Genomic DNA, 21,908 nt, shown 5'->3' with positions numbered 1-21,908 from the left:
GTTTAGCTGCTATGCTCAAAAAAAAGATCGTCATTGTACTCAATTTCGTTTTGTTGTGGTCAGCCGCATTCACCCAACAGCGGGAGGCATTTATCCCGTTCATCAATTCGCAACATGCATGGGTGGATTCTGTATTCAATACATTGAGCGACAAGGAAAAGGTAGCGCAGCTATTCATGGTGCGTGCGCATAGCAACTTGGGCCAGCGGTATATTGATTCTGTGGCGGGGGTGGTACAACGAGAGCAGCTTGGGGGAATGGTCCTATTTCAGGGTGGACCCAAACGGCATGCGCAGGTAATTAACCGCTACCAGCGACTGTCTAAGGTGCCGTTGTTGGTGGCCTTCGATGGCGAGTGGGGATTGGGCATGCGGTTACCCGATTCTACCATCTCCTTTCCTTATCAAATGACACTGGGGGCTATACAGAACGAGACGTTGATTTACCAAATGGGGCGTGAGATTGCCAGGGACTTCAAACGGTTGGGCATGAATATCAATTTTGCCCCGGTGGTGGATATTAATAATAATCCCCGGAATCCAGTAATCAATTTCCGTTCGTTTGGTGAGGATAAACAAAATGTCACGCGAAAAGGACTTGCTTATATGCGAGGTATGATGGACGGTGGCCTCGTTGTGTCGTTGAAGCATTTCCCGGGGCATGGTGATACCGAGACGGATTCACACTATGATTTACCCACGCTTAAATTTACAGCAGGGCGACTGGATTCGTTGGAAATGTATCCCTTCCGTGAATTAATTAAAGCGGGAGCATCAGGGGTAATGGTTGCACATATGAATATTCCTAGCTTGGATAACACGCCTAACCTCCCCTCGTCCATTTCCAAGCATATCATAACAGATATACTCAAAAGCCGTTTAGGTTTTCAAGGACTTACCTTTACTGATGCCATGGATATGAGAGGCGTAGTAAAACACTTCGGGAATGGCGAAGCCGATGTGCGTGCCATCATCGCTGGTAATGACCTGCTCGAACTTTCGGAAAATAGCGGACGGGCTATCAACATGGTGTTGCAAGCCATCAAGCAAAAGCGGTTGACACAGCGCGATATAGATGTCCGGGTGAAGAAGATATTAGCCACGAAGTATTGGCTTGGCTTGGACCAAATGCAACAGGTAGATACCACCAATTTATATGGTAATCTCAATAGACCACAAACCGCTGCCCTCAATCAACGGCTGGCCGACGCATCGGTTACGTTGCTCAAGGGCGATAGCTTGATCAAAGCGCTGGACTACACCAAACGTACGGCAATAATCGGCATTGGCCTTACAGAAATATCCGAATTTCAGAATATGCTTGGCTGGCGCTTTGACAATCCTATGTATTATGTGCTATCCCCTAATGCTACAGCCAATGATGTGGCGATGGTAGCCAATGAGTTACGTGGATATCGCCAAATCATCGTGGCACTTCATGACAACCGATCCCGGCCAAGGAGTATCCTCCACTACAATGGTACGATACGCCTATTCATCAATGAATTGGCCAATATGAATAGTGTTTTTTGTGTATTTGCCAATCCATACAGCCTCGCCGGATTACCTGGTGTCGAACAGGCCAAATCTATTCTCGTATGTTATCAAAATGACGATATCATGCAACGTGCAGCAGCAAAAGTTATCTTAAAAAGGCTGACCCCTTCAGGACGATTACCCGTGACAATAAATGCGTTTTTCCGCTATGGGGATGGGAAATAGATGAGAGCTTGAAGCCTTATTACACCATCATTCAATATACAGTTCCCTCGCGTTCGAAGGGTCGCTTTCGTTCTTAAGCCGGTCAATCGTAGTGACTACGTAACGGTAGTGACCGTTCTTGCGGACCATGTTGTCTGTAAACATCAGTTGCGTATTGTCATAGGTGATATGCAAGATGTTTTGGGCATTGTTGATGTCCAGTTCCTCGCCTTCGTTAAATCGGTATACCACATAACCATATGCCTCATCCCCATCTTCAGAAGCGGGTGGGGTTTGCCAATGCAGGATGATGGATGCTTTGTTTTCAGCTACCCGAGCCAATAGGCCGAAAGGGGGCTCGGGAGCAATGCTATCTAGCCAAGGCATGCTTGGAGGAAGTGACTTGTACCGGTATAGGTCGTATTGCAAGGAGTCTCGAAGACCAGCCGTATTGTTGCTAATGTGTTTGGAGCTGTAATAGATACTTCCCTGAGTATGGACATTCTTTCGCGCATAGCGGACCTGATTTGGGATTTGGTTACGGTCACGCCAACCTTCCCTATTTTCATTGGCACGATAAGCTGCATGGCCTATGTAAAAATGTCTTCCGTTGGTATGTTGGCTCCACCAATCGACCAAAACCTCATAAGGCGCCGCAGGATTGCCGAAGGGGAAGTAAATTTGCGGATTAATGTAATCGATCCAGCCCTCCTCTAGCCATTTCAACGCATCGGCATACAATTGACGATATCCACTAAGTCCCGATGATTCCGAGCCGCGAGGATGATTTTTTTTATTATCCCAGATGCCGAAGGGGCTTATCCCGAATTTGATGTATTTCTTTTCCGTATGGATACTTTCTGAAACCATTTGAATGAGTAGGTTGACATTGTTCCTACGCCAATCGGCCACATTATGTATGCCATTGGGGTATTGCCTAAATGTTTCGGTATCAGGTATAGGCTTGCCCCCTTCGGGATAAGGGTAAAAATAATCATCGAAGTGTATCCCATCTATATCGTAATTATGTACCACGTCCATGACGATGCTGATGATATATTCCCTCACTTCCGGGATACCCGGATTGAACAGCTTTTTCCCGCCATAAGTGAAAAACCAATTGGGTTTTTGCCGCGTGATATGGTCGCTCGTGGTGTTAGCGGCCACCAAATCAAATGTAGCCCGATAGGGGTTAATCCAAGCATGCAGTTCCATGCCACGCTTATGTGCTTCCTCGATGGCAAATTCAAGCGGATCATAGAACGGCGTGGGCTGTTGCCCCGGCTTCCCACTGAGGAACCGGCTCCAAGGCTCTTTGCTCTTGGCATAGAAGGCATCGGCAGAAGGTCTTATCTGTAACATAACGGCGTTGATGCCGGCACGCTGGTGGTTGTCAAATTGTTGGATAAGTTCCTGTTTTTGTTTTTCGGCACCTAGGCCAGCGGCTGAAGGCCAATCAATATTGACCACCGTAGCGATCCATACCCCTCTTAATTCGCGCTTAGGCGGTATGTCGATGAATAGTGCCGCATTAGCCTGAAAACAATGAGATGAATAAGAGACAATAATCAATAGTAAAAGCCACCCTCGGATATTATTCATAATTGTATAAGAACCTTATAGGCAGTAAAGATAGGAAAAAATAGCTGTTGACCATCAATAATCGGCCATTAGCTGACTTCTGATGGCTTAATGCCTATTCCACAATTTCAGCACGTACACCCCAATGACAAACCATCCACAAGCCACAGCCATAATCTTCATAGCGGTATCCCGCTTATCAAAGCCGAATGCCCATTTGAGTAAGGCATATAGAAACACCACGAGCAGCGGTATCGTGGGGGGATAAAGCTGGTAGCTTTCGGCCCAATTGCCTTGAGCCAAGGCGAACAATGAACGTTGAAACCCACATCCCGGGCAATCGACATCCGTAACCGCTTTAAAAGGGCAGGGCAATAAAAAGGTTTGCAGCCAAGAGGATCCCTCGAGGCTGCAAACCACCAATGCCAATCCCTTGGTATTGGTTATAATACTAGACGGTAGGATCCTGTGGCTTATCTTGGTCACCGAAAGGAGGTTTGTAGTCCTTGTCCTTGAATTGGTCGAACGAATTGCCTCCGGTTGCTTCAGCAGCCGTAGGGCCGATGTATTTGTCACTACCAAAACCAATGATGGGTATGGTAATGAAACCAAACAATACCGTTAAAATTGTCCACAAAGGTACTTCCTTGCCAAAGCTTTTCATTAAAAGGTTGAGTAACCAAATCGTAAAAACGATATTCACACAGGGCACCAATGCTGCTACGACGCCCCACCATATCGGTTTGCCTACAATTTCGGCGATGACAATGAAATTGTAAATCGGAATGATGGCTGCCCAACCAGGTTTCCCGGCTTTTTCAAACATTTTCCATAATCCGGCAATGTAGAGTATAAGAATTGCCAAATAAAGAATCACAGCCCCTATTCCCATACCTGCTCCAAGGCCGTTCATTGAGTCATAATCTCCATAATTATCCATGGTTTTTAATGTTTAGTAAAAGGTTAAATAAATTGTAGGATCAATGGTTGATCTTTCATAACTAATTCAAAGATAAGGGTATTTTTGAGAAATGCAACGGCAATATTGCATTAAATGAAGTGAATGCATTCGCTTACTCCATAAAGCAGAAATAAAGCCATAACTTTGTGGAAAAGCCCCAAACTCAATCACATGGTAAAAGAGCAGATTTCGGTATTTGACATGTTTAAAATCGGCATAGGCCCTTCAAGTTCACATACGCTTGGCCCATGGCGTGCCGCTCAACGCTTCGTTCATAGCCTGGTACAGCGCGGTAAGCTGGAGCAAACCGAAGCCGTCAAGATCCTACTCTATGGATCATTGGCTAAAACAGGTGTTGGTCACGGCACAGACGTGGCCGTGTTGCTAGGACTGAGTGGCGATGATCCCGTAACATTTAATGTGGACGAAGTGACTCCAAAAGTAGCACAAATCAAGCAACGGCGCCGACTGATGCTCGGTGGAACGCATGAAGTGCCGTTTTCCTATGCTGGAGACCTGTTTTTTTTATATACAGAAAGCCTTCCTTTCCATCCCAATGCGGTTACCTTCCAAGCACTGCTGGTGGATGGCACGGCCATCAGCGAAACCTATTATTCCGTCGGAGGTGGGTTTGTCGTCCAAGAAGGGGATGACGGTCATGCACATCAGGATATAGACCTACCTTTTCCCGTTCAGAGCGCCAACGAGCTGTTGGGTTGGTGTATACGCACTGGCCTCAAAATTTCCGAATTGGTATTGGAAAATGAGCAGGCATGGCGTTCGGAGGAAGAGACGAAGAAAGGTATTTTACGCATATTCAGCGCCTTACGCGATTGCATCTACCGAGGGTGTCATACCATGGGTACGCTTCCAGGAGGATTGCTTGTTGAGCGCCGTGCTTACAAGCTCAATAAAAAATTGATTGGTGGGAAACCTTACACGGATTATGAAAGCTGGGTAGCGGCTATCCGCGCAGGAGGAGACGGATTTCAATATACGCTGGATTGGGTGAGCTGCTTTGCGCTGGCGGTCAACGAGGAAAACGCATCATTCGGACGTGTGGTCACTGCTCCTACAAACGGTGCGGCAGGTGTGATTCCAGCGGTATTGCATTATTTCATTGTATTCCATAAAGGTTTCGATGAAGATAAGATTATTCGGTTTATTGCTACAGCTTCAGAAATTGGGAGCATCTTCAAGAAAGGGGCTACCATATCGGCAGCTATGGGGGGGTGCCAGGCCGAAATCGGCGTTTCTTCAGCTATGGCGGCCGGAGCGCTTACCGAATGTTTGGGGGGCTCACAACGACAGGTACTCATGGCAGCCGAGATTGCCATGGAGCACCACCTCGGACTTACCTGCGACCCCATCGGTGGATTGGTACAGATTCCCTGTATTGAGCGAAACACCATGGGAGCCATCAAAGCCATCACGGCTGCGCAGCTGGCTTTGCAGTCCAATCCGGATAAAGCCAAAGTAAGCCTTGATGCTGTTGTAAAAACAATGTGGGAGACTGCGCAGGATATGAATGCAAAATATAAGGAAACTGCCGACGGGGGGTTAGCGGTGAATATTCCGCTGAGCTTGCCGGAATGTTGATTGACCCCAAGATGGTCTTTTTGACCAAATTATACGAACGCAAATAACCGGTTCACTTTTTTGTTGCACATCCGCCTTTTTTCCCCGTACTTTGTGTTATGCCGCTTTTCGTCAGTTCAATCGCTTCAGGCAGTAATGGTAATTGCTATTATATTGGTAATGAGCGTGAAGCTGTATTAGTGGATGCGGGCATTTCCTGTCGGGAAACAGAGCGGCGGATGGCACGGCAAGGGTTGTCTATGCAACAGGTGAAGGCCATCTTCGTTTCCCATGAGCATACCGACCATGTGAAGGGCTTGAGTGTATTAGCCAATAAGTACCAGCTGCCCGTGTTTCTCACCAACGATACAAGGAAGGCTTGCAAGTTGGCCATACCTGAGAGGCTGCTACATCCGTTGGCCGATTTGGAAATCATCGGAATAGGTGATTTAGCCGTTACCTCCTTCCGAAAACAGCATGATGCAGCAGACCCACATAGTTTCGTCATCCGGCATGATGGCTTCACTGCGGGTGTATTTACCGATATTGGGCGGGTATGTGAGCGGGTTACAGATTACTTCAGCCAATGTGACGCGGTATTTTTAGAAGCCAACTACGATGTGGATATGCTGATGCGCGGGCGTTATCCCGTTTTCCTCAAAAACCGTATTCGTGGTGGTTATGGACACTTGTCCAACACCGAGGCCTTGGAATTGTTTATCGAACGCCGCTCACCGAAGCTTAGCCACCTCTTTCTGTCACACTTATCACGTGATAACAATGATCCAGAGTTGGTGTATAATTTGTTTGACGAACATCGAGGTGATACCGAAATCGTGATTGCTGGGCGCTATACCGAGACGGCCGTGTATAGTCTGGAAACAGTGTCGATGAGCGGAGAAGCACATATCCCTATTGAAGTTAAATATGGACAACGGCATGCTTCGAAATGAGCCACCAAAACAAAATTATCCGCTTTCCTGTTTTATTGAGATTTTTGGCTAAGTTTGATTAATATTTATTTCTTCGTTATGCACATAATGTTTTTAAACCGGTGGCACAGGGGCACTGTGGCACTGATGTTGGTTCTGGTGTTTTTTCTAGCTGGGGCTTGTAAAAAAGAGAACAGGGGAGAACCCCAACCGTCTGAGAACGAAAAAACCAATAAGTGGGTAATCGAAAACATGCGGGACGTTTATTATTGGAACACATCCATCCCCGAAGATAGAAACCTGAATTTCGATCTTGGACCGGAGGATTTCTTTGACAAGATTTTGCATCGGGATGATCGGTTTTCGTGGATCGAACTCGCAGACGATCTGTTGGCAGGAAATACGGGTGTTTCCAGGACAGTGGGTTTGGGTATTGGCCTCCTTCAGATAAACCAAGCTGGTGATGTGATCATATCGGTTCAATACGCGCTGGCCGGCTCCCCGGCCGATGAAGCTGGGATTGAGCGAGGCGATATCATCACCGAAATCAACGGCCAAGCGATGACCATTAGCAATTATCGCAGCGTGCTTGATACGTATTACGGGGCTTCTCCTTTTACCGTCCAACTGGCACATATTAATGAAAATAATCAGATTGTTCACGACCAAGAGATTGAGCTTACTCCGATACAAGGATTTCAAGAGCAGGCCATACACTTGGATTCTGTTATTACTACGCCTACAGGCAAAAAAGTAGGTTACCTATTTTATAACCGCTTCCTTAATAATCAGCCCGACGAGCTATTGTCTGCCTTTAATAAGTTTAAGACAGCTAATATTGATGACTTGGTATTAGATCTACGGTACAATGGTGGCGGTGGGATATGGATTGCGGCAATCCTATCGGGATTGATTCAGGCTAATTTTAAGGAGAACGAACCTTTCATCCAGTATAAATACAACAGCAATTATAGGGATGAGACTGTCACCTATTATCAATTGTTTGGCGGTAATTCTGATGATCCAGATGAAGCTTCGTCCGCGGACCAGGTTGTTGATGCTATTAAGACACTGAACTTGAACTTGTCGAAAGTATATGTAATTGCTACGGGCAATTCCGCTTCAGCCAGTGAGCTGGTTATCAATAATCTCCGACCGTTTCTATCGGATGCCAATGTAGTACATATTGGCAAAACCACCGTTGGCAAGAACGAAGGTGCAATCCCGATTGTAGACAAACGAGATCCGCGGCAAATCGAATGGGGTATACAGCCTATTATTGTCAAAATTGCTAATAAGAACGGATTTGGTGACTATCCAGAGGGATTAAATCCTCAATATGAAATCAACGAGTGGGATTACTTGCCATGGGCACCCATCGGTTCACTAGATGATCCGCTGTTAGCGAGGGCGATGAGTATTATCGACCCGAGTTTACAGCCCATTGCGGCAAAGACAATGGGGACAAAAGCTCAAACCACACGGAAGTTGCAAGCGGTGAAGGTGGAAGGATTTGAAGATAAACTTAATAAGCCTATCCCGGTCGATATTGGCAATCGCGGAAGACTTAATCGCTAATCTCCATCCCAAACAGCTCCGAGATATGACCCTTTAAGCAATCCTTTACAGTGTTGATGTCTTGCTGCGTCCCCAATTCCCGTTGCATAGAAGTTACATCCTTATCGTCGATGCCGCAGGGCACAATATGACCAAAGTAGGAGAGGTCCGTATTCACGTTGAAGGCAAAGCCATGCATGGTTACCCAGCGGCTGGCACGAACACCTAAGGCGCATATTTTGCGAGCATGTTCATTGTCTGCATCCAACCAAACTCCGGTGTAGCCCGGATAGCGCCCTGCCGTGATGCCATAGTCAGCCAATGTATGGATAACAGCCTCCTCCAGTGTGCGGAGATAGCGGTGGATGTCCGTAAAGAAATTATCGAGGTCCAGTATGGGATAACCCACAATTTGCCCCGGCCCATGGTAAGTGATGTCGCCCCCGCGGTTGATCTTGTAATAGGTGGCCTGTTTCTCCGTCAGCCCATGCTCATCCAACAGCAGATTGTCGGGCTTGCCGCTTTTACCCAATGTATATACATGGGGGTGCTCGGTAAAGACTAGGTAATTGTCTGTCGGATGGCCGGTGCTATGGATGCGGTTGTCCGTCTTTTCCTGCACCACTTGAGCAAACAGCGCCTCCTGCCTATCCCAAGCTGCCTGATAATCCATCAGCCCCCAATCTTCGAACGTTACTTTTTTGTTCATGTTTAATCGGCTTTCGGCTATCAGCAGTCAGCTATCGGTATCTGTTGTTGGCTTTTTGCACGGGGTCATCCTTAATCCTTGCTCCTTCCGTTCTTATTCTTAATACAACAGGTTATCATACGGATACCGTTCAGTATGCATTTTTACAATGGTCTCATATAGAAGTTCCCTAAATTCCTCCACATTGGTTTTGTTGGTGGCCGAAATGAATACAGCAGGGCTATTATGCCGTGCCATCCAGCTACTCTTGAAATCCTCCAAGGTGGTTGGTTTTGGTTCCTCACTATCTTCGATTACCTCACTCAGGTCTTCTTCAGACTCCCATCGCTCCACTTCCGCCCTTTCAGGGCTATAGGCGTCGATTTTGTTAAATACCGTAATGGTCGGCTTATCCAATGCGCCCAAGTCTTTGAGGGTTTCATTCACGGCGCGGATATGATCTTCAAAGCTGGCGTGCGAGATGTCTACCACATGTATCAATACATCCGCCTCACGTACCTCATCTAGGGTGGATTTAAAGCATTCCACCAAGTGGTGGGGCAATTTGCGGATAAATCCCACCGTATCGGAGAGGAGGAACGGTAAATTTTCGATCACCACCTTACGTACGGTGGTATCCAAGGTGGCAAACAATTTGTTTTCAGCGAAGACATCCGATTTGGATACCATGTTCATAATGGTCGATTTACCCACGTTGGTATAGCCCACCAAGGCTACACGGATCAATTGCCCCCGGTTTTTGCGTTGCGTTTCATTTTGCCGATCGATGGTTTTTAGCCGTTCCTTGAGCAGGGCTATTTTATTCAGGATCATCCGCCGGTCACTCTCGATTTGGCTTTCACCCGGGCCACGCATCCCGATACCACCCCGCTGGCGCTCAAGGTGTGTCCACATGCGGGTAAGGCGGGGTAGCAGGTATTGCAGTTGGGCCAGTTCCACTTGGGTCTTTGCTTGAGCTGATTTGGCCCTGCGGGCAAATATATCCAGGATGAGGTTGCTACGGTCGAGAATTTTCACCTTCAGCTCCCGTTCGATGTTGCGCAGTTGGGAGGGCGATAGTTCATCGTCGAATACGACAATATCGATTTCTTCAGCCTCCACATAAGCCTTTATTTCGTCCAACTTGCCCGTACCCACAAACGTGGCCCGATCTGGGTGACTAAGTTTTTGGGTAAACACTTCCTTGACCACCCCACCGGCGGTGTCAACCAGAAATGCCAATTCCTCTAGGTATTCCTGTTCCTTTTTCTCGCTTTCACCGGGTAGTATAATGCCCACCAAAACAGCGGTTTCAGGTTGTATAGCGGTATCAAAAATTTTTTGCTTTGCCATGTATCAATAATAAAAGGGTTAAACATAAAGTCCAATGACACTTCTCACAAGCGTCTTCTACAAGAATGGTGCTGTAGTGGGGTATTACATGGCGCGTATAGTAATTAACAATATGCAAAGATAATGGTTTTTGGTATAAAAGGCAAAGATGGAACATGTGCGAAGGTGTGGTACATTTTTAGCCTGTAGCAAAAAATTCATTAAATTCGTCTATTGAGAAAGTAAAGCGAATATAAAATGGAAAAAGGACTAGTAATTTTTGGGCTTGCTATAATCATTGCAGTCACCGCTTGCGACAAGCGGAATCTTGCAGGTACCCGTGAAGCGGATGATAAAAAATTGGAACAACTTTACCATGAGATCGACTCCCTGGCTGGATTATATGCCTGCGAAGATGCGGAAGAATGGCGCTTTACGCCCATTGGCGAAAAAGCCTGCGGGGGACCTACTGGATACCTCGCCTATTCCATTAAGCTGGATACAGCCTACTTCCTGGAAAAGGTAGAAACATATACAAAACTCCAAAAAGCATACAACAAAAAATGGGATGTTGTTTCAGACTGCATGTATTTGATGCCGCCAAGTCATGTACGTTGTGAAGAAGGCAAACCGAAACTGGTTTGGGATACGGAATTTACTAACGAATAGCATAACCATCACGATATTTTCTCCCAGCTGATGCCCGGCTCGCTACGGGTGAGGTATTCGCGGAGTAAGGTATTTTCGGGATTGGCCAATCTGGGATCGTCCTTGAAGATATTGATAACGCTGTTGCGAGCCTCCGTCAATAAGGCTTGGTCCGTGGCGAGGTCGGCTAGCTTGAGATCAAGCACCCCGCTTTGTTGCGTGCCGGCGATGTCGCCGGGGCCACGGAGCTGCAAATCTACTTCGGCGATTTCAAAGCCGTCGTTGGTACGCACCATGGTTTCCAGTCGTAGCTTGCTGTCTTTGCCGAGTTTGCTGCTCGACATGAGGATACAGTATGATTGCTCTGCCCCACGGCCCACGCGCCCACGCAATTGATGCAGCTGGGAAAGTCCGAAGCGTTCAGCATTTTCGATTACCATCACCGAAGCATTGGGTACATCCACACCTACTTCAATGACCGTGGTGGCCACCATGATTTGCGTTTCAGCCTTGATGAACCGTTGCATCTCAAACTCCTTATCTTTCACGGGCATCTTGCCATGTACAATGCTGATACGATATTGGGGTAGGGGAAATTCCTTCGTCAACGTTTCTAGACCCGCTTCAAGGTAGAGGAGATCCATCTTCTCGCTTTCCTTAATGAGTGGATAAACGATATACACCTGCCTACCCTTAGCAATCTCTTCCTTCATAAATCCAAACATCCGCAACCGGCTGCTTTCATAGAGGTGCAGGGTTTTGATAGGCTTCCGGCCTGCAGGCAATTCATCGATGACCGAAATATCGAGGTCGCCATACAGGGTCATGGCCAACGTCCGTGGTATGGGAGTAGCGGTCATCACCAACATATGCGGGGGTGTGCTGTTTTTACGCCAAAGCTTAGCACGTTGTTCCACGCCAAAGCGGTGCTGTTCATCGATGACCACAAAACCAAGGTTTTTAAAGCGTACGGCGTCTTCAATCAATGCATGAGTGCCCACAAGGATATTCAACGTACCCTCTTCGAGTTGAGCATGGATGACCTTTCGGTCTTTTTTGGGTGTAGAGCCGGTGAGCAATTGCACGGAGGCGATGCCACCACCCAATAGTTTCTTTATGCTGTGGTAATGCTGCTGGGCCAGAATTTCTGTGGGGGCCATAAGACAGGCTTGGAAACCATTGTCTACGGCAAGGAGCATACTCATCAAAGCCACCACTGTTTTGCCACTGCCCACATCACCTTGCACGAGGCGGTTGAGCTGAGCTCCAGAGGCTGTGTCCCTACGAATTTCTTTGACCACTCGCTTTTGGGCATTTGTGAGGGTGAAGGGGAGCTGCTCGTTGTAGAAGGCATTGAACCTGTCGCCCACCACATCAAACCGGTGTCCTTTAAACTTATGGGTGTTTAGGAGTTTATTTTTCAGGAGCTTCAGTTGGATGAGAAACAATTCGTCAAATTTAAGGCGACGGATAGCCTGAATAAGCTCGTGCTGGTCGCTCGGGAAATGGATGGCCACCAAGGCCTTAGGTAGTGGTATAAGCCCATGGTTATGTAGTATGTATTCGGGTAACTCCTCCTTGAATTGATGGGCGATACTTTCCAGTAGGGCGGCTTGTAGTTTTTGGATGCCCCGACTGTCGAGCGCGAATTTCTTGAGCTTCTCGGTAGAGCTATATACAGGTTGCAGGCGCATGTTTCCCGTATTTTTGGCTCCAGGATGATATACCTCCATTTCGGGATGGGTAATGGAGAGCTGGTTGTTGAATACGTTAGGTTTGCCATAGATGATATAGGCAGCACCTACCTGAAGGGACTTCTTGAGCCAACCAATGCTTTGGAACCACACCAACTCCATGGTGCCGGTATCGTCCTTGAAATGCCCTACCAAACGCTTGCCCTTGCGTTCGCCTATTTCCTCCACATGTACCAATCGGCCGATGACCTGTGCGGCGGGCATATCGGGATGCAGCTGTCGGATTTTATGGAATTGCGTACGGTCAATATACCGGAACGGATAATGCCTGAGCAAATCGCCGAACGTATGAATGCCCAATTCAGCTTTGAGCACCTCAGCGCGGCTGGGCCCTACACCTTTGAGGTATTCAATGGGAGTGATGGTGCTGAGTGGTGCCACGATTGGTTTTCCGCTTTCAACGTTTTACGCGAATTTATGCAAAACTTTCCGAAGTGTGCCCCAATTAAACAAGAATACAGCCACCAGCAATACAAAATAGGCCAACAACTGCTGGGCGTTGATGCGTTCATGGAAGTACAAAATAGCCACCGCAAACGCGATGATGGGGTTGATGTAGATGAGGATGCCTACGGTGGAAGAAGATATCCCATTGAGTGCATACATGCTCATATAGAGTGGAATGATGGTAAAGATGACGGCGATGACCACGATGTTGAGCCAAAATTTGGGATCCAGGGGAACGGGGTGCTGCTGCCAAAGTAGGAAAGGCAAAATAGCCATGCTGCATATCGTGAGTTGCACGGCGAGTACGTTCAATTTGTCTACCTGTTGAATCACCCGTTGGATGACCAAATACAGGGCATACAACGATGCAATACCTACGGACCAACAGACCTCTTGGAAAGAGCCGCGTGCTAGCATAGCCACGCTGGCAAATGCAATGCCTATGCTGATTTTCTTGATCGTAGATAAACCCTCCTTGAGAATCAAGAAGCCGGCCAAGGTGGTCAATAGTGGACAAACTAGGTAGGCAAAGGCGGCGGACTGAATGCTCACATGGTTGACTGCATAGATAAACGTAAACCAATTGCCCATAATGAGCAACGAAGCCGCAGCAGTGAGCCATAAAAGCCGGTTCCGCCCGCGTTGGGGCAAGTGCTTAAGGTGTTTGATATCTGCCCGCAATTGTTTCTTGCGGAAGATGAAGATGAATAACCAAATCAGGACAACAGAAACGAAAATCCGATAATAAAGGATATCTTCGGAAGGCCATTCTTTAATTTCACGTAAAGGAATGGACATAAAGCCCCAAAGTGCCGCAGCGAAGAAGGCTGCCGAGAAATATTTTATACGGCCTTGCATTTATCCGTTCCAAGCAATTACGGAAATCTCTACATTGACATTTTTTGGCAATCCGGCTACCGCCACGGTTTCCCTGGCAGGAGCTTGCTCAGTGAAATATTCACCGTAGACGGCGTTTACGGCAGCAAAGTCATCCATATCGCGAAGGAAAATCGTGGTCTTAACCACATCGGAAAAGGAATAGCCAGCCGCAGTCAATACAGCTTTAAGGTTTTTGAGCACTTGATGGGCTTCATCGGATACGCTGCCTTGCACCAATTCACCCATTTGAGGTGACAGGGCGATTTGGCCAGAAACATAAAGGGTATTGCCAGCCTTGATGGCTTGGTTATAAGGACCTATCGGGGCCGGCGCATGATTGGTGTTGATAATTTCTTTATTTGTAGACATATTTAGTTGGCAGAAAAATTAATTGAATGGCGGCAAACTACATCATCGTGTTCAGCTGAAAAAAAGACGCTCCACCACCTTATAGACAATGCCTAACAAAAAGATGATAATTGCCGTTGCGTTAATAGCATGCATCACCTTAAGATTAAAGCTGTTGGGCCTATTGGAGTCTTTTTTCCTGAAGAAATACATGATGCTACGAAGTTACGGTTGAAAAGAAGAAAATGCAACTTATTTTATCCAAAAAGGGCATCCTTCAGCATGTTACTCAGTGAGGCAGTTTTTCCCGAAACCTGCCATATACCCATGTGCCGGCTATAGCACTCAACAACACCACTGCAACCACCGTGGCGCCTGTGCCAATCTGGGCAAATAAAGGCCCCGGACAAGCTCCTGTAAGCCCCCAGCCCAACCCGAAAACCAGCCCGCCGTAGATTTGGCCCTTATTGAATTTTTTGGGCGTAAAGGTGATGGGCTCCCCGTAGATGGTCTTGATGTTGAATTTCTTGATGAGCCATACCGAAATGATGCCTACCACTACGGCCGACCCAATGATACCATACATATGGAAGGATTGTAAGCGAAACATTTCCTGTATCCGAAACCAGCTGATTACTTCCGCTTTTACAAATACGATACCGAATAATATGCCTACAGTGAGGTATTTGATGTTGTGGTGCCACGTATGTTCCAACTGCGATTCATTCGCACGTATCGTATCTTGTGAACGCACTTCAAAGTCCGAGTTTTTTTCTGTTTGCTGCATAGCTATTTATTGTAGAATAAGTGGGAGAATCAAATTAGCCATGATGAAACCACCTACCATAAAACATATGGTAGCGACCAATGAAGGCCATTGCAGTGTACTTAACCCCATGATGGCGTGTCCGCTGGTGCAGCCTCCCGCATAGCGCGAACCGAATCCTACCAGAAAACCTCCTCCTATCATCATGATCAAACCACTGGGCGTAAGGAGGTATTCCCAATTGTAAAGTTGTTTAGGTACCATATTGGAATAATCCGTAATGCCATAGCCCGCCAGCTCATCAACCAACGGGGGACTTACTCGGATGGGATTGGGATCCGTTAGCAACATCGTTGAGATTACTGCGCCCAAGAAGATGCCTATTATGAAAAATAAGTTCCATAGTTCTTTTTTGTAGTTATACTGGAAGAATGAGATATTGGCAGGGAAACACGCAGCACATACATGGCGTAAATTGGCCGAAATGCCAAAGTGCTTGTTGCCCAATAGCAATAATGCCGGAACAGTTAACCCGATCAAGGGACCAGCGATGTACCATGGCCAAGGTTGTTTGAAGAATTCAATCATATATTTGGTAAATAAAAAGATAAAACCGCCCTTGGGGTTACCCCGGGCGGTTTTTTTACATAACTTTCAATTCAATAGTGATTATTTCACCTTTTTCAATGCTCGCTCAGCACGCTTATTTGCCGCGTTGATTTTATAATTGAACCAAGAATCTTTAAAAATCCTGCGCATGGTGTTATCAAAATGCCGAGTGATAACCAAGTTGCGGAATCCTCGCCATCTATCATAAACCTTGGAGGGCAATGCCCGTACGCTGATGGAATATCCTTCGGTGGCGTATTGGATATAATGCCACCACCCCGAGGGCATAAATAACGTTTCGCCAGGATGTATTTCCGCTTCATACCCGTCCAAATATTTCAACGCCGGGAATTTTTCAAAATCCGGATTTTTGATATTGGCAATACTATGGAAATTATAAGGCAATTTGTACATCAAATCGGATTGTTCCAAAGGGAAAAGCCATATTTTTTTCACACCCTTGTATTGCGTGATAAACACATGTGACATGTCGATGTCAAAATGATTGCGTGTGCTGGATCCTTCTCCTCCAAAGAAGAGGTAAGGCAACCACTGCAATACTCTACCTCCGGTGACATCGTTATAGATCAGATCATGGTTAAGTTCCGGTTTCAACTTCATGAGGTTGAATAGGAAAATACGTAAATCCGTCGGTTCACGCTCGATGAGATTCAAGTATTCACTAAATTTCATTTTAGCAACTGGCGCACTGGCCGCCCGATCATTGGAGGCATCTTCCCTGCCATGCAGCGAAATAATGGCATCTCCGGCTATTTCCTTGAAATAGTCATAGCTCCATTTGGTCCAGGCAGGACTTTCCTTGCTGACAAAATCATCCATGACCACCGGAATATTCTTGTTGAGGTGGTTCTTGATGAAATCAGCCGAACTTATTCCGGAGATTTTTTCTACTTTTTTGAGTTGCACGACTTAATATCTGTTTGAAACTTATTGTTAACGCTTTAATGCAAACTTAATAAACACTTGTATGCTCCAATATAGTACACACTAATTTTACGTTTGCATTATAAAAAGCTAATATAACGATTTACGTGCCAAAAAAGTTAAAAGTATTCCTATGTGATGAAAATCATTTTTAACTTCTTCCATAAACGAGGAACCGAGTGCTCATGGCATCAATAGGACCATAGATCTTGTTCGAAGTCAATGAGGTTCTTTTTGATGCGTTCGGCTTCATATAGGCGTTCTACACCATTATCGATGTAGTCTTTTATACGCAAATCTTCAGGGTTAGATTGCTTCACGATATAGCTGGCGAAAAGACGCTTGACGAATACATCATCATAGCTAAGCCCTGTGGCATCGTTGTGGCGTGAGGCGACTTCCTTGTTGACGAAAATATGCCTTGCCTCAGGGAAATAAATCCAGAAAGCCGGATAGGCATCGGCAGTTATGGCCCCGGCATCGCTGCCTATACCAGTGCCGGAAATGGCCATGATATCCTCTTCATTATCCCCGGTTTCTATTTCACCACCGAATTCTTCAAATCCCTCTCCTGTGATTTCTTCCATTTTTGGGGTTACCAGTGGAGCAATACCGATGATGCGGGCCTCGAATACAGAACGCTGTTTGTCGAATATCCAGTCTTCCTTGATACGGAAGCGGACAACATCATCCGGATTGAACGATGTGGCCTCAAATCGGGAGGCAACCACATTACCCTCTTCGTCATATTCTTCTACCAAGGTGCTGTCTGAGCCAAATCTGCCCAACACTTGGTCTGGTGAAAGGCGAGTCTTGAAACTGTCGCCTGTAGGATCGTCTTCAGTAGGTGTAGGGTCATATGCTGTGAGCTCACCCGCCAATACGGCCTCCATGATGACATCGATTAACCTGGATTTTGGTGAGGCGTATAACGTGTTCATTTTCTCACGTACATCAAATTCTCTCCATATCCGCTTTACGTAAGCAACATCCGTAGGCCGTATGACGGCATAGGAAACTACCTCCCTGTCCAATATATCGGATTTTACGTAATAACCATCTACCGGTGGCTCCTCTGCCGCAATCGGTGTGGTGCTGTTCGATAGGTTGCCTTGTTGTGCCGATGCTGTCAACCCAACAAACATCGAAATTAAAAACCCATAATACCTTTTCATGGTGACCTCCTTAATGCTAATTGACCCTGAATGAAATGGGGTCTAATTCCTGCTGCAGACCATCTGGGCCTACCGCTATAATATTGTAGAAAAACACAAAGGATCCGGGTGCTACGGAACTGAGTGCATTTTGCATCGGCCCCGAAAACGCTCCATTGGAGCCTTGATATGGCCCCATTGGGTCGACCCTTGGTTTCTGTATAAGCATGGAGAAACGGGAAATGTTGAATTTAGCATCAAACTCGAAATTCTCCAGTGCAGCAAAGATACGGTTTTGTCCTTTGATTTGAGCAGCAGCCACGACACCCCCAGATTTACCGGCCACCCGAGCTTGCGGTTTTGGGATACGTTTCACCCGGAAGTCTGTGGAACCGAGCGATTGCGTTTGCTCACCCAATTTGGCCGAGACATTGATCCTGGCCGAACCGGTTTGTGTTACCCTTGCCACATATTTGCCGCCTGATCCGGATATGCTTACCCCTTGGCCACTCACAGCCAAGTTTTCTTTGGGAATACCGGGAGCGGAAACCGAGATGGGATTGTCTACACCGATGTATAGTACATTCATGGCATCGGGAGAAACGACTGCCGATGGGCGCGACACTTGATAGGTCTGCGGCTCGGTTTGGTATTCCTTGATGCTGCCATCGGTTTGCTTGACGCGGATGGTACCTACCCAGTTGAACATCCCTTCGCTTGACGTATTTACAGAATAGGTTGCCTGTCCATCGGTAACGGGTAAGGCATTGCCTCCTACCGTGATTTCGGGATTGGACTTGGAATCATAAGCCGTTAAGAACACTTTTGCCGTATAAGGTTGCCCTTGTAAGATGTAGGAAGAGGGTGCTACAGCTACGGCGGCAAACCGATCAAGATTGACTACGGCCATATCCATCTCACCAAATATTTGTTTCACAACAGCTGCCTCGGCATTTTTTGCATCGGCCTTCACTTTTTCCAGTGCGGTAATGGCCGCGGTTAATGGAATGCCTTCACCAAAATTGGCCTGCTCCCATGTTTTACGGATACCAGCACGGGGCGGCGGATCTTGTGCGTCCAAAGAAAAATTAACTCCATTATCGGAGATTGCAATCAGCTTCTCTCGAGTGTCATTGATGAGATTCCGGAGTTTTTCAGCCCGTTTTTCCTTAACCATCAAGCGCATGCTGATGCTGAGGTTATTCCTTTTTCTCAGGTCGCCAGTCGAAGCATTTTCACCTCCCCCTTTTTCGGTAAGCATTACTTTGAGTGAATCGATATAGGTTGTCAGGTTATTGGCCAACTGGCTGGCTTCTTCAGCTCTCGCCAAGACTGGTTTAGCCCTTTCAGGTTCGTCTTTTAATTTGGTGGCCTTAAACGCATTAAACATATTATCAATACCACTTTGGGTATTCTGGGTGGATGTCCCCAAGCTGGTTGTCAGATTTTTAAATGCATCTAGTATTGAATCACTTACATTCAATGCCACTAATCCCAGCAGCACTAAATATAGGATACCTATCATTCGTTGCCTCGGCGTCTGTTTTCCTCCTGCCATCGCGAAAATCTAATTTTTTAAGGTTAATTTTTCTACTTAAAATAATAAACTATACGCGAGGTTGGTTCATCGCAGCCAGCATGTTTCCATATACGGCATTCAGCGATGCCAAATTTTTGTTGAGATGGGTCACCTGCTCTTTGAAGTGTTGGGTATCTACAACGGAGTCATTGAAGTTTTGCAAGGTATGAGCAATACTATCATAATGCTGAGAAATGGTTTGCAATTTTTTACTGGTTTCCTGCAATTCCAGTTCATATACCGCATTGAGGTGTTGCAGATTATTCGCCAATTTATGGACCTGCTCCTGATAGGTTCTTACATCAGCACCACCAGCACTGATATCGGTCAAATCGTTAGAAGCTTTTTCAAAAGCTATATTGAGCCTATCAAAATTATTGGTGGCATTTTTTACCTTTTCGGTGAATTGGTTTGTGGCTAATGAAGCATCGGATACATTGGATATTGCCGATACCTTATCCCCAAATGATCGTAAACCGTCACCGAGGTTTCCAATAAGGTCAGGGCTTATGCGGGCATCCTGTAGCATTTTATCCAATGCCGCTGTATTACCCACACCGATAGGTTTTGCGGTAGCCTGTGGAAGCTCACCTTGGTAGTTTTCATCCAATTCGGGGTAAACCCTTGTCCAATCTACGTCGTTGCCTTCCGTTTGGAATCCCAATAGCAGGAATAGCAAAGCCTCAGTCCCCAACCCTACGACAATTAGCCAGTCTCCCCAAGCCCAATGCTGTAATTTGGCCATCAATCCAATGATGACTATGGTTGCTCCCCAAGAGATGATGTTATTAATGCCTACTTTGAATTTGCGTTTTTTTGCCATAACACTGTTTAATGATTCGCTTACTTTTAAAAGACTTTTGCTAATTATTCATTGGATCTACTCCCGGGTAGGCCGATACGCTCCTAAAGCCAATATAGGATTTGGCGGTGTCTTGGTATTCGTACGCACGGGCGGAGTTTTGTAAAAAGTAGCCGATGTCTTTCCATGAGCCTCCCCTCACTACCTTGCGTTGCAAGGACTCGGGATCTCCCGGTTTAACATCATACCGGTAGGTGGGATTCATATCGTGCACAAAGGACGATGCGGATTCATTGAAGGTGGATGAAGTCCATTCTGACACATTGCCGGCCATGTTATACAGGCCAAAATCATTTGGAAAAAAGGAATAGACCGGAGCGGTGTATGCGGCTCCGTCATCGATATAATTTCCCCTTCCGGGTTTGAAGTTAGCCATGAGGCAACCTTTTGCATTGCGTGCTGAAGGCCCGCCCCAAGGATATTGTGTGCCAATTTTCCCCCCACGGGCTGCATATTCCCACTCTGCCTCGGATGGAAGCATATAGGGCTGCCTGATTTCCCTGTTTGTGGATTTCCGGCTTTTTTCATGATTCTCAAAAAGTCTTGTGCGCCAAGTGTTAAAGGCTTGGGCTTGCCGCCAGGAGACACCAACGACAGGATATTCATCAAAAGACGGGTGGTAGAAGTATCCCTCTACCATGGGTTCATTTTGAGCGTAACTGAAATCATTGAGCCATACGGTAGTATCCGGATATACCAAAAGTGTATCCCGCTGGATAAAGTCCGACCGCGTTTTGGAGGGGTCATTTTTTGCGGCTGTGGCGGCCCGTAAGTCATACCATTCATAGTGGTAGCGCAGTAAGCGAACGTCGAGCTCATCCTTGCCGAAAATGCGATCTTCACCCTGGTAGTACATTTGCCGGGTGCGTTCGCGCACCGCTTGGTCCTTCGAATTCCATAATGACCTCTTACCACCATTTACCTTTGACCAGTCGATGTAACGTTCATTGGTGCCTTCCACTTGGACAAAATAATTGTCATCTTGCAGAAAATTATAAATCATGATCGAGTCGCGCACCCAATTTACGAATTGCCTGTATTCGCTATTGGAAATTTCCGTATCATCCATATAGAAGGACGAAATGGTGACTTGCCTGTTTTGTGCAATTTGAGCAAACGTAATGTCCTCGTCGGATTGGCCCATGATGAATGTACCCCCAGGGATAAGCACCATGCCATATGGAACTTTGTTGGTCTTCAGGCGTTCGCGTTTCACCCCAACCAACTCACCTCCCCCGTTTTTGCTGCACCCTACCGTGAAAACGGCCAACATCATGACGGATAGTATGGGTAAATAATTTCTATTCATTAGCTATAGATATGGCGGCTTTTCTGTTTGTTTTAATATGTCTAAGCGCTCAATACGCCTTGAGTATGCCGCATGGTCAATTGCATTTTTTAGTCCTAATTTTATCAATTACTCCATTGCTTATCAGTAAAGTCTATGGTTAATAACGCGTTATGGAAGCAAAATTCAGACCAAAAACATCTTCATCGTATCCTTCTGCTCCAGTTTCATAAACGTCATGGTTCTTCTAAATACATTCAAAACAACCCCGTTTTACATATAAGTAGATAAATTTATCGA

General features: G+C 46.4%; 21 protein-coding genes. 5 read left to right on the top strand and 16 right to left on the bottom strand.

Annotation, left to right across the window (positions count from 1 at the left end):
* The first annotated feature begins 11 nt into the window (after window positions 1-11).
* Window positions 12-1,721, top strand: coding sequence for a glycoside hydrolase family 3 protein (locus tag NF543_RS02605; protein WP_257666530.1), 1,710 nt, complete (start codon window positions 12-14; stop codon window positions 1,719-1,721).
* 27 nt (window positions 1,722-1,748) lie between these two features.
* Here the strand turns inward: NF543_RS02605 and NF543_RS02600 are convergent, their stop codons facing one another.
* The 3 genes from NF543_RS02600 to NF543_RS02590 all read right to left on the bottom strand — a co-directional run bounded on the left by NF543_RS02600 (window position 1,749) and on the right by NF543_RS02590 (window position 4,221).
* The gene (locus NF543_RS02600; protein ID WP_257666529.1) at window positions 1,749-3,302 is read right to left on the bottom strand and encodes a glycoside hydrolase family 10-like protein; all 1,554 of its coding nucleotides are present in this window, start codon (window positions 3,300-3,302) and stop codon (window positions 1,749-1,751) included.
* Window positions 3,303-3,389: 87 nt separating this feature from the next.
* The gene (locus tag NF543_RS02595) at window positions 3,390-3,767 is read right to left on the bottom strand and encodes a DUF2752 domain-containing protein (protein WP_257666528.1); all 378 of its coding nucleotides are present in this window, start codon (window positions 3,765-3,767) and stop codon (window positions 3,390-3,392) included.
* On the bottom strand, window positions 3,733-4,221 hold the full coding sequence (locus NF543_RS02590; protein WP_257666527.1) for a DUF5684 domain-containing protein: 489 nt from the start codon (window positions 4,219-4,221) through the stop codon (window positions 3,733-3,735). The genes NF543_RS02595 and NF543_RS02590 overlap by 35 nt, the downstream gene beginning before the upstream one ends.
* Window positions 4,222-4,413: 192 nt before the next feature.
* Between NF543_RS02590 and NF543_RS02585 the strand changes: the two genes are divergently transcribed.
* The 3 genes from NF543_RS02585 to NF543_RS02575 all read left to right on the top strand — a co-directional run bounded on the left by NF543_RS02585 (window position 4,414) and on the right by NF543_RS02575 (window position 8,330).
* A complete protein-coding gene (locus tag NF543_RS02585; RefSeq protein ID WP_257666552.1) occupies window positions 4,414-5,841 on the top strand; it encodes an L-serine ammonia-lyase in 1,428 nt (475 codons plus the stop codon).
* Window positions 5,842-5,939: 98 nt separating this feature from the next.
* On the top strand, window positions 5,940-6,773 hold the full coding sequence (locus NF543_RS02580) for an MBL fold metallo-hydrolase (protein ID WP_257666526.1): 834 nt from the start codon (window positions 5,940-5,942) through the stop codon (window positions 6,771-6,773).
* 78 nt (window positions 6,774-6,851) lie between these two features.
* Window positions 6,852-8,330 (top strand): S41 family peptidase, encoded by a 1,479-nt coding sequence (locus NF543_RS02575; RefSeq protein ID WP_257666525.1) that lies wholly within the window; start codon window positions 6,852-6,854, stop codon window positions 8,328-8,330.
* Here the strand turns inward: NF543_RS02575 and lipB are convergent.
* Together lipB and hflX are read right to left on the bottom strand one after the other, a co-directional pair.
* Window positions 8,320-9,018: a lipoyl(octanoyl) transferase LipB gene (lipB, locus tag NF543_RS02570; RefSeq protein ID WP_257666524.1), complete on the bottom strand. Its 699-nt coding sequence runs from the start codon at window positions 9,016-9,018 to the stop codon at window positions 8,320-8,322. The genes NF543_RS02575 and lipB overlap by 11 nt on opposite strands.
* A gap of 99 nt (window positions 9,019-9,117) precedes the next feature.
* On the bottom strand, window positions 9,118-10,350 hold the full coding sequence (gene hflX / locus NF543_RS02565) for a GTPase HflX (protein ID WP_257666523.1): 1,233 nt from the start codon (window positions 10,348-10,350) through the stop codon (window positions 9,118-9,120).
* A 237-nt stretch (window positions 10,351-10,587) separates the two neighbouring features.
* Between hflX and NF543_RS02560 the strand changes: the two genes are divergently transcribed.
* Window positions 10,588-10,998 (top strand): hypothetical protein, encoded by a 411-nt coding sequence (locus NF543_RS02560; protein WP_257666522.1) that lies wholly within the window; start codon window positions 10,588-10,590, stop codon window positions 10,996-10,998.
* Between the two features lie 8 nt (window positions 10,999-11,006).
* On the opposite strand, the gene recG is transcribed toward NF543_RS02560, so the two are convergent.
* The 11 genes from recG to porK form a co-directional block, all read right to left on the bottom strand.
* Window positions 11,007-13,112: an ATP-dependent DNA helicase RecG gene (recG, locus tag NF543_RS02555; protein ID WP_257666521.1), complete on the bottom strand. Its 2,106-nt coding sequence runs from the start codon at window positions 13,110-13,112 to the stop codon at window positions 11,007-11,009.
* Between the two features lie 24 nt (window positions 13,113-13,136).
* The gene (locus NF543_RS02550) at window positions 13,137-14,036 is read right to left on the bottom strand and encodes an EamA family transporter (RefSeq protein ID WP_257666520.1); all 900 of its coding nucleotides are present in this window, start codon (window positions 14,034-14,036) and stop codon (window positions 13,137-13,139) included.
* Entirely contained in the window at window positions 14,037-14,426 is a 390-nt protein-coding gene (locus tag NF543_RS02545; protein ID WP_257666519.1) for a RidA family protein, read from the bottom strand.
* Between the two features lie 51 nt (window positions 14,427-14,477).
* Window positions 14,478-14,618, bottom strand: coding sequence for a DUF6728 family protein (locus tag NF543_RS25380; protein ID WP_308378390.1), 141 nt, complete (start codon window positions 14,616-14,618; stop codon window positions 14,478-14,480).
* A 76-nt stretch (window positions 14,619-14,694) separates the two neighbouring features.
* Entirely contained in the window at window positions 14,695-15,192 is a 498-nt protein-coding gene (locus NF543_RS02540) for a DUF6691 family protein (RefSeq protein WP_257666518.1), read from the bottom strand.
* A gap of 6 nt (window positions 15,193-15,198) precedes the next feature.
* Window positions 15,199-15,759 carry a YeeE/YedE family protein gene (locus tag NF543_RS02535; protein WP_257666517.1) on the bottom strand — a complete coding sequence of 187 codons (561 nt, stop codon included), beginning with the start codon at window positions 15,757-15,759 and terminating at the stop codon, window positions 15,199-15,201.
* Window positions 15,760-15,840: 81 nt separating this feature from the next.
* The gene (locus tag NF543_RS02530; protein WP_257666516.1) at window positions 15,841-16,707 is read right to left on the bottom strand and encodes a cupin-like domain-containing protein; all 867 of its coding nucleotides are present in this window, start codon (window positions 16,705-16,707) and stop codon (window positions 15,841-15,843) included.
* 209 nt (window positions 16,708-16,916) lie between these two features.
* Window positions 16,917-17,900 (bottom strand): gliding motility protein GldN, encoded by a 984-nt coding sequence (locus NF543_RS02525; RefSeq protein ID WP_257666515.1) that lies wholly within the window; start codon window positions 17,898-17,900, stop codon window positions 16,917-16,919.
* Between the two features lie 16 nt (window positions 17,901-17,916).
* Complete coding sequence (porM, locus tag NF543_RS02520) at window positions 17,917-19,437, bottom strand: type IX secretion system motor protein PorM/GldM (protein ID WP_257666514.1); 1,521 nt, start codon at window positions 19,435-19,437, stop codon at window positions 17,917-17,919.
* Window positions 19,438-19,486: 49 nt separating this feature from the next.
* On the bottom strand, window positions 19,487-20,281 hold the full coding sequence (porL, locus tag NF543_RS02515; protein WP_257666513.1) for a type IX secretion system motor protein PorL/GldL: 795 nt from the start codon (window positions 20,279-20,281) through the stop codon (window positions 19,487-19,489).
* Between the two features lie 40 nt (window positions 20,282-20,321).
* Window positions 20,322-21,629, bottom strand: coding sequence for a T9SS ring complex lipoprotein PorK/GldK (gene porK, locus NF543_RS02510; RefSeq protein WP_257666512.1), 1,308 nt, complete (start codon window positions 21,627-21,629; stop codon window positions 20,322-20,324).
* Window positions 21,630-21,908 lie beyond the last annotated feature (279 nt).

Origin of the sequence: Parapedobacter tibetensis (assembly GCF_024704835.1) — a bacterium.
In the GTDB taxonomy this organism is placed as follows: Bacteria; Bacteroidota; Bacteroidia; order Sphingobacteriales; family Sphingobacteriaceae; genus Parapedobacter; species Parapedobacter tibetensis.
Note: the sequence above shows the minus strand (reverse complement) of the source record. Positions and strands in the feature narration are given on the sequence as shown.

Excerpts from the sequence above, each read along its gene's own strand:
- hflX (WP_257666523.1), bottom strand. The coding sequence starts at position 10,350 with ATGGCAAAGCAAAAAATTTTTGATACCGCTATACAACCTGAAACCGCT.
- NF543_RS02560 (WP_257666522.1), top strand. The coding sequence starts at position 10,588 with ATGGAAAAAGGACTAGTAATTTTTGGGCTTGCTATAATCATTGCAGTC.
- NF543_RS25380 (WP_308378390.1), bottom strand. The coding sequence starts at position 14,618 with ATGTATTTCTTCAGGAAAAAAGACTCCAATAGGCCCAACAGCTTTAAT.
- porL (WP_257666513.1), bottom strand. The coding sequence starts at position 20,281 with ATGGCAAAAAAACGCAAATTCAAAGTAGGCATTAATAACATCATCTCT.
- NF543_RS02575 (WP_257666525.1), top strand. The coding sequence starts at position 6,852 with ATGCACATAATGTTTTTAAACCGGTGGCACAGGGGCACTGTGGCACTG.
- NF543_RS02605 (WP_257666530.1), top strand. The coding sequence starts at position 12 with ATGCTCAAAAAAAAGATCGTCATTGTACTCAATTTCGTTTTGTTGTGG.
- NF543_RS02600 (WP_257666529.1), bottom strand. The coding sequence starts at position 3,302 with ATGAATAATATCCGAGGGTGGCTTTTACTATTGATTATTGTCTCTTAT.
- NF543_RS02525 (WP_257666515.1), bottom strand. The coding sequence starts at position 17,900 with ATGAAAAGGTATTATGGGTTTTTAATTTCGATGTTTGTTGGGTTGACA.
- NF543_RS02585 (WP_257666552.1), top strand. The coding sequence starts at position 4,414 with ATGGTAAAAGAGCAGATTTCGGTATTTGACATGTTTAAAATCGGCATA.
- NF543_RS02550 (WP_257666520.1), bottom strand. The coding sequence starts at position 14,036 with ATGCAAGGCCGTATAAAATATTTCTCGGCAGCCTTCTTCGCTGCGGCA.
- NF543_RS02580 (WP_257666526.1), top strand. The coding sequence starts at position 5,940 with ATGCCGCTTTTCGTCAGTTCAATCGCTTCAGGCAGTAATGGTAATTGC.
- NF543_RS02535 (WP_257666517.1), bottom strand. The coding sequence starts at position 15,759 with ATGATTGAATTCTTCAAACAACCTTGGCCATGGTACATCGCTGGTCCC.
- porM (WP_257666514.1), bottom strand. The coding sequence starts at position 19,437 with ATGGCAGGAGGAAAACAGACGCCGAGGCAACGAATGATAGGTATCCTA.
- NF543_RS02590 (WP_257666527.1), bottom strand. The coding sequence starts at position 4,221 with ATGGATAATTATGGAGATTATGACTCAATGAACGGCCTTGGAGCAGGT.
- NF543_RS02540 (WP_257666518.1), bottom strand. The coding sequence starts at position 15,192 with ATGCAGCAAACAGAAAAAAACTCGGACTTTGAAGTGCGTTCACAAGAT.
- lipB (WP_257666524.1), bottom strand. The coding sequence starts at position 9,018 with ATGAACAAAAAAGTAACGTTCGAAGATTGGGGGCTGATGGATTATCAG.
- porK (WP_257666512.1), bottom strand. The coding sequence starts at position 21,629 with ATGAATAGAAATTATTTACCCATACTATCCGTCATGATGTTGGCCGTT.
- NF543_RS02545 (WP_257666519.1), bottom strand. The coding sequence starts at position 14,426 with ATGTCTACAAATAAAGAAATTATCAACACCAATCATGCGCCGGCCCCG.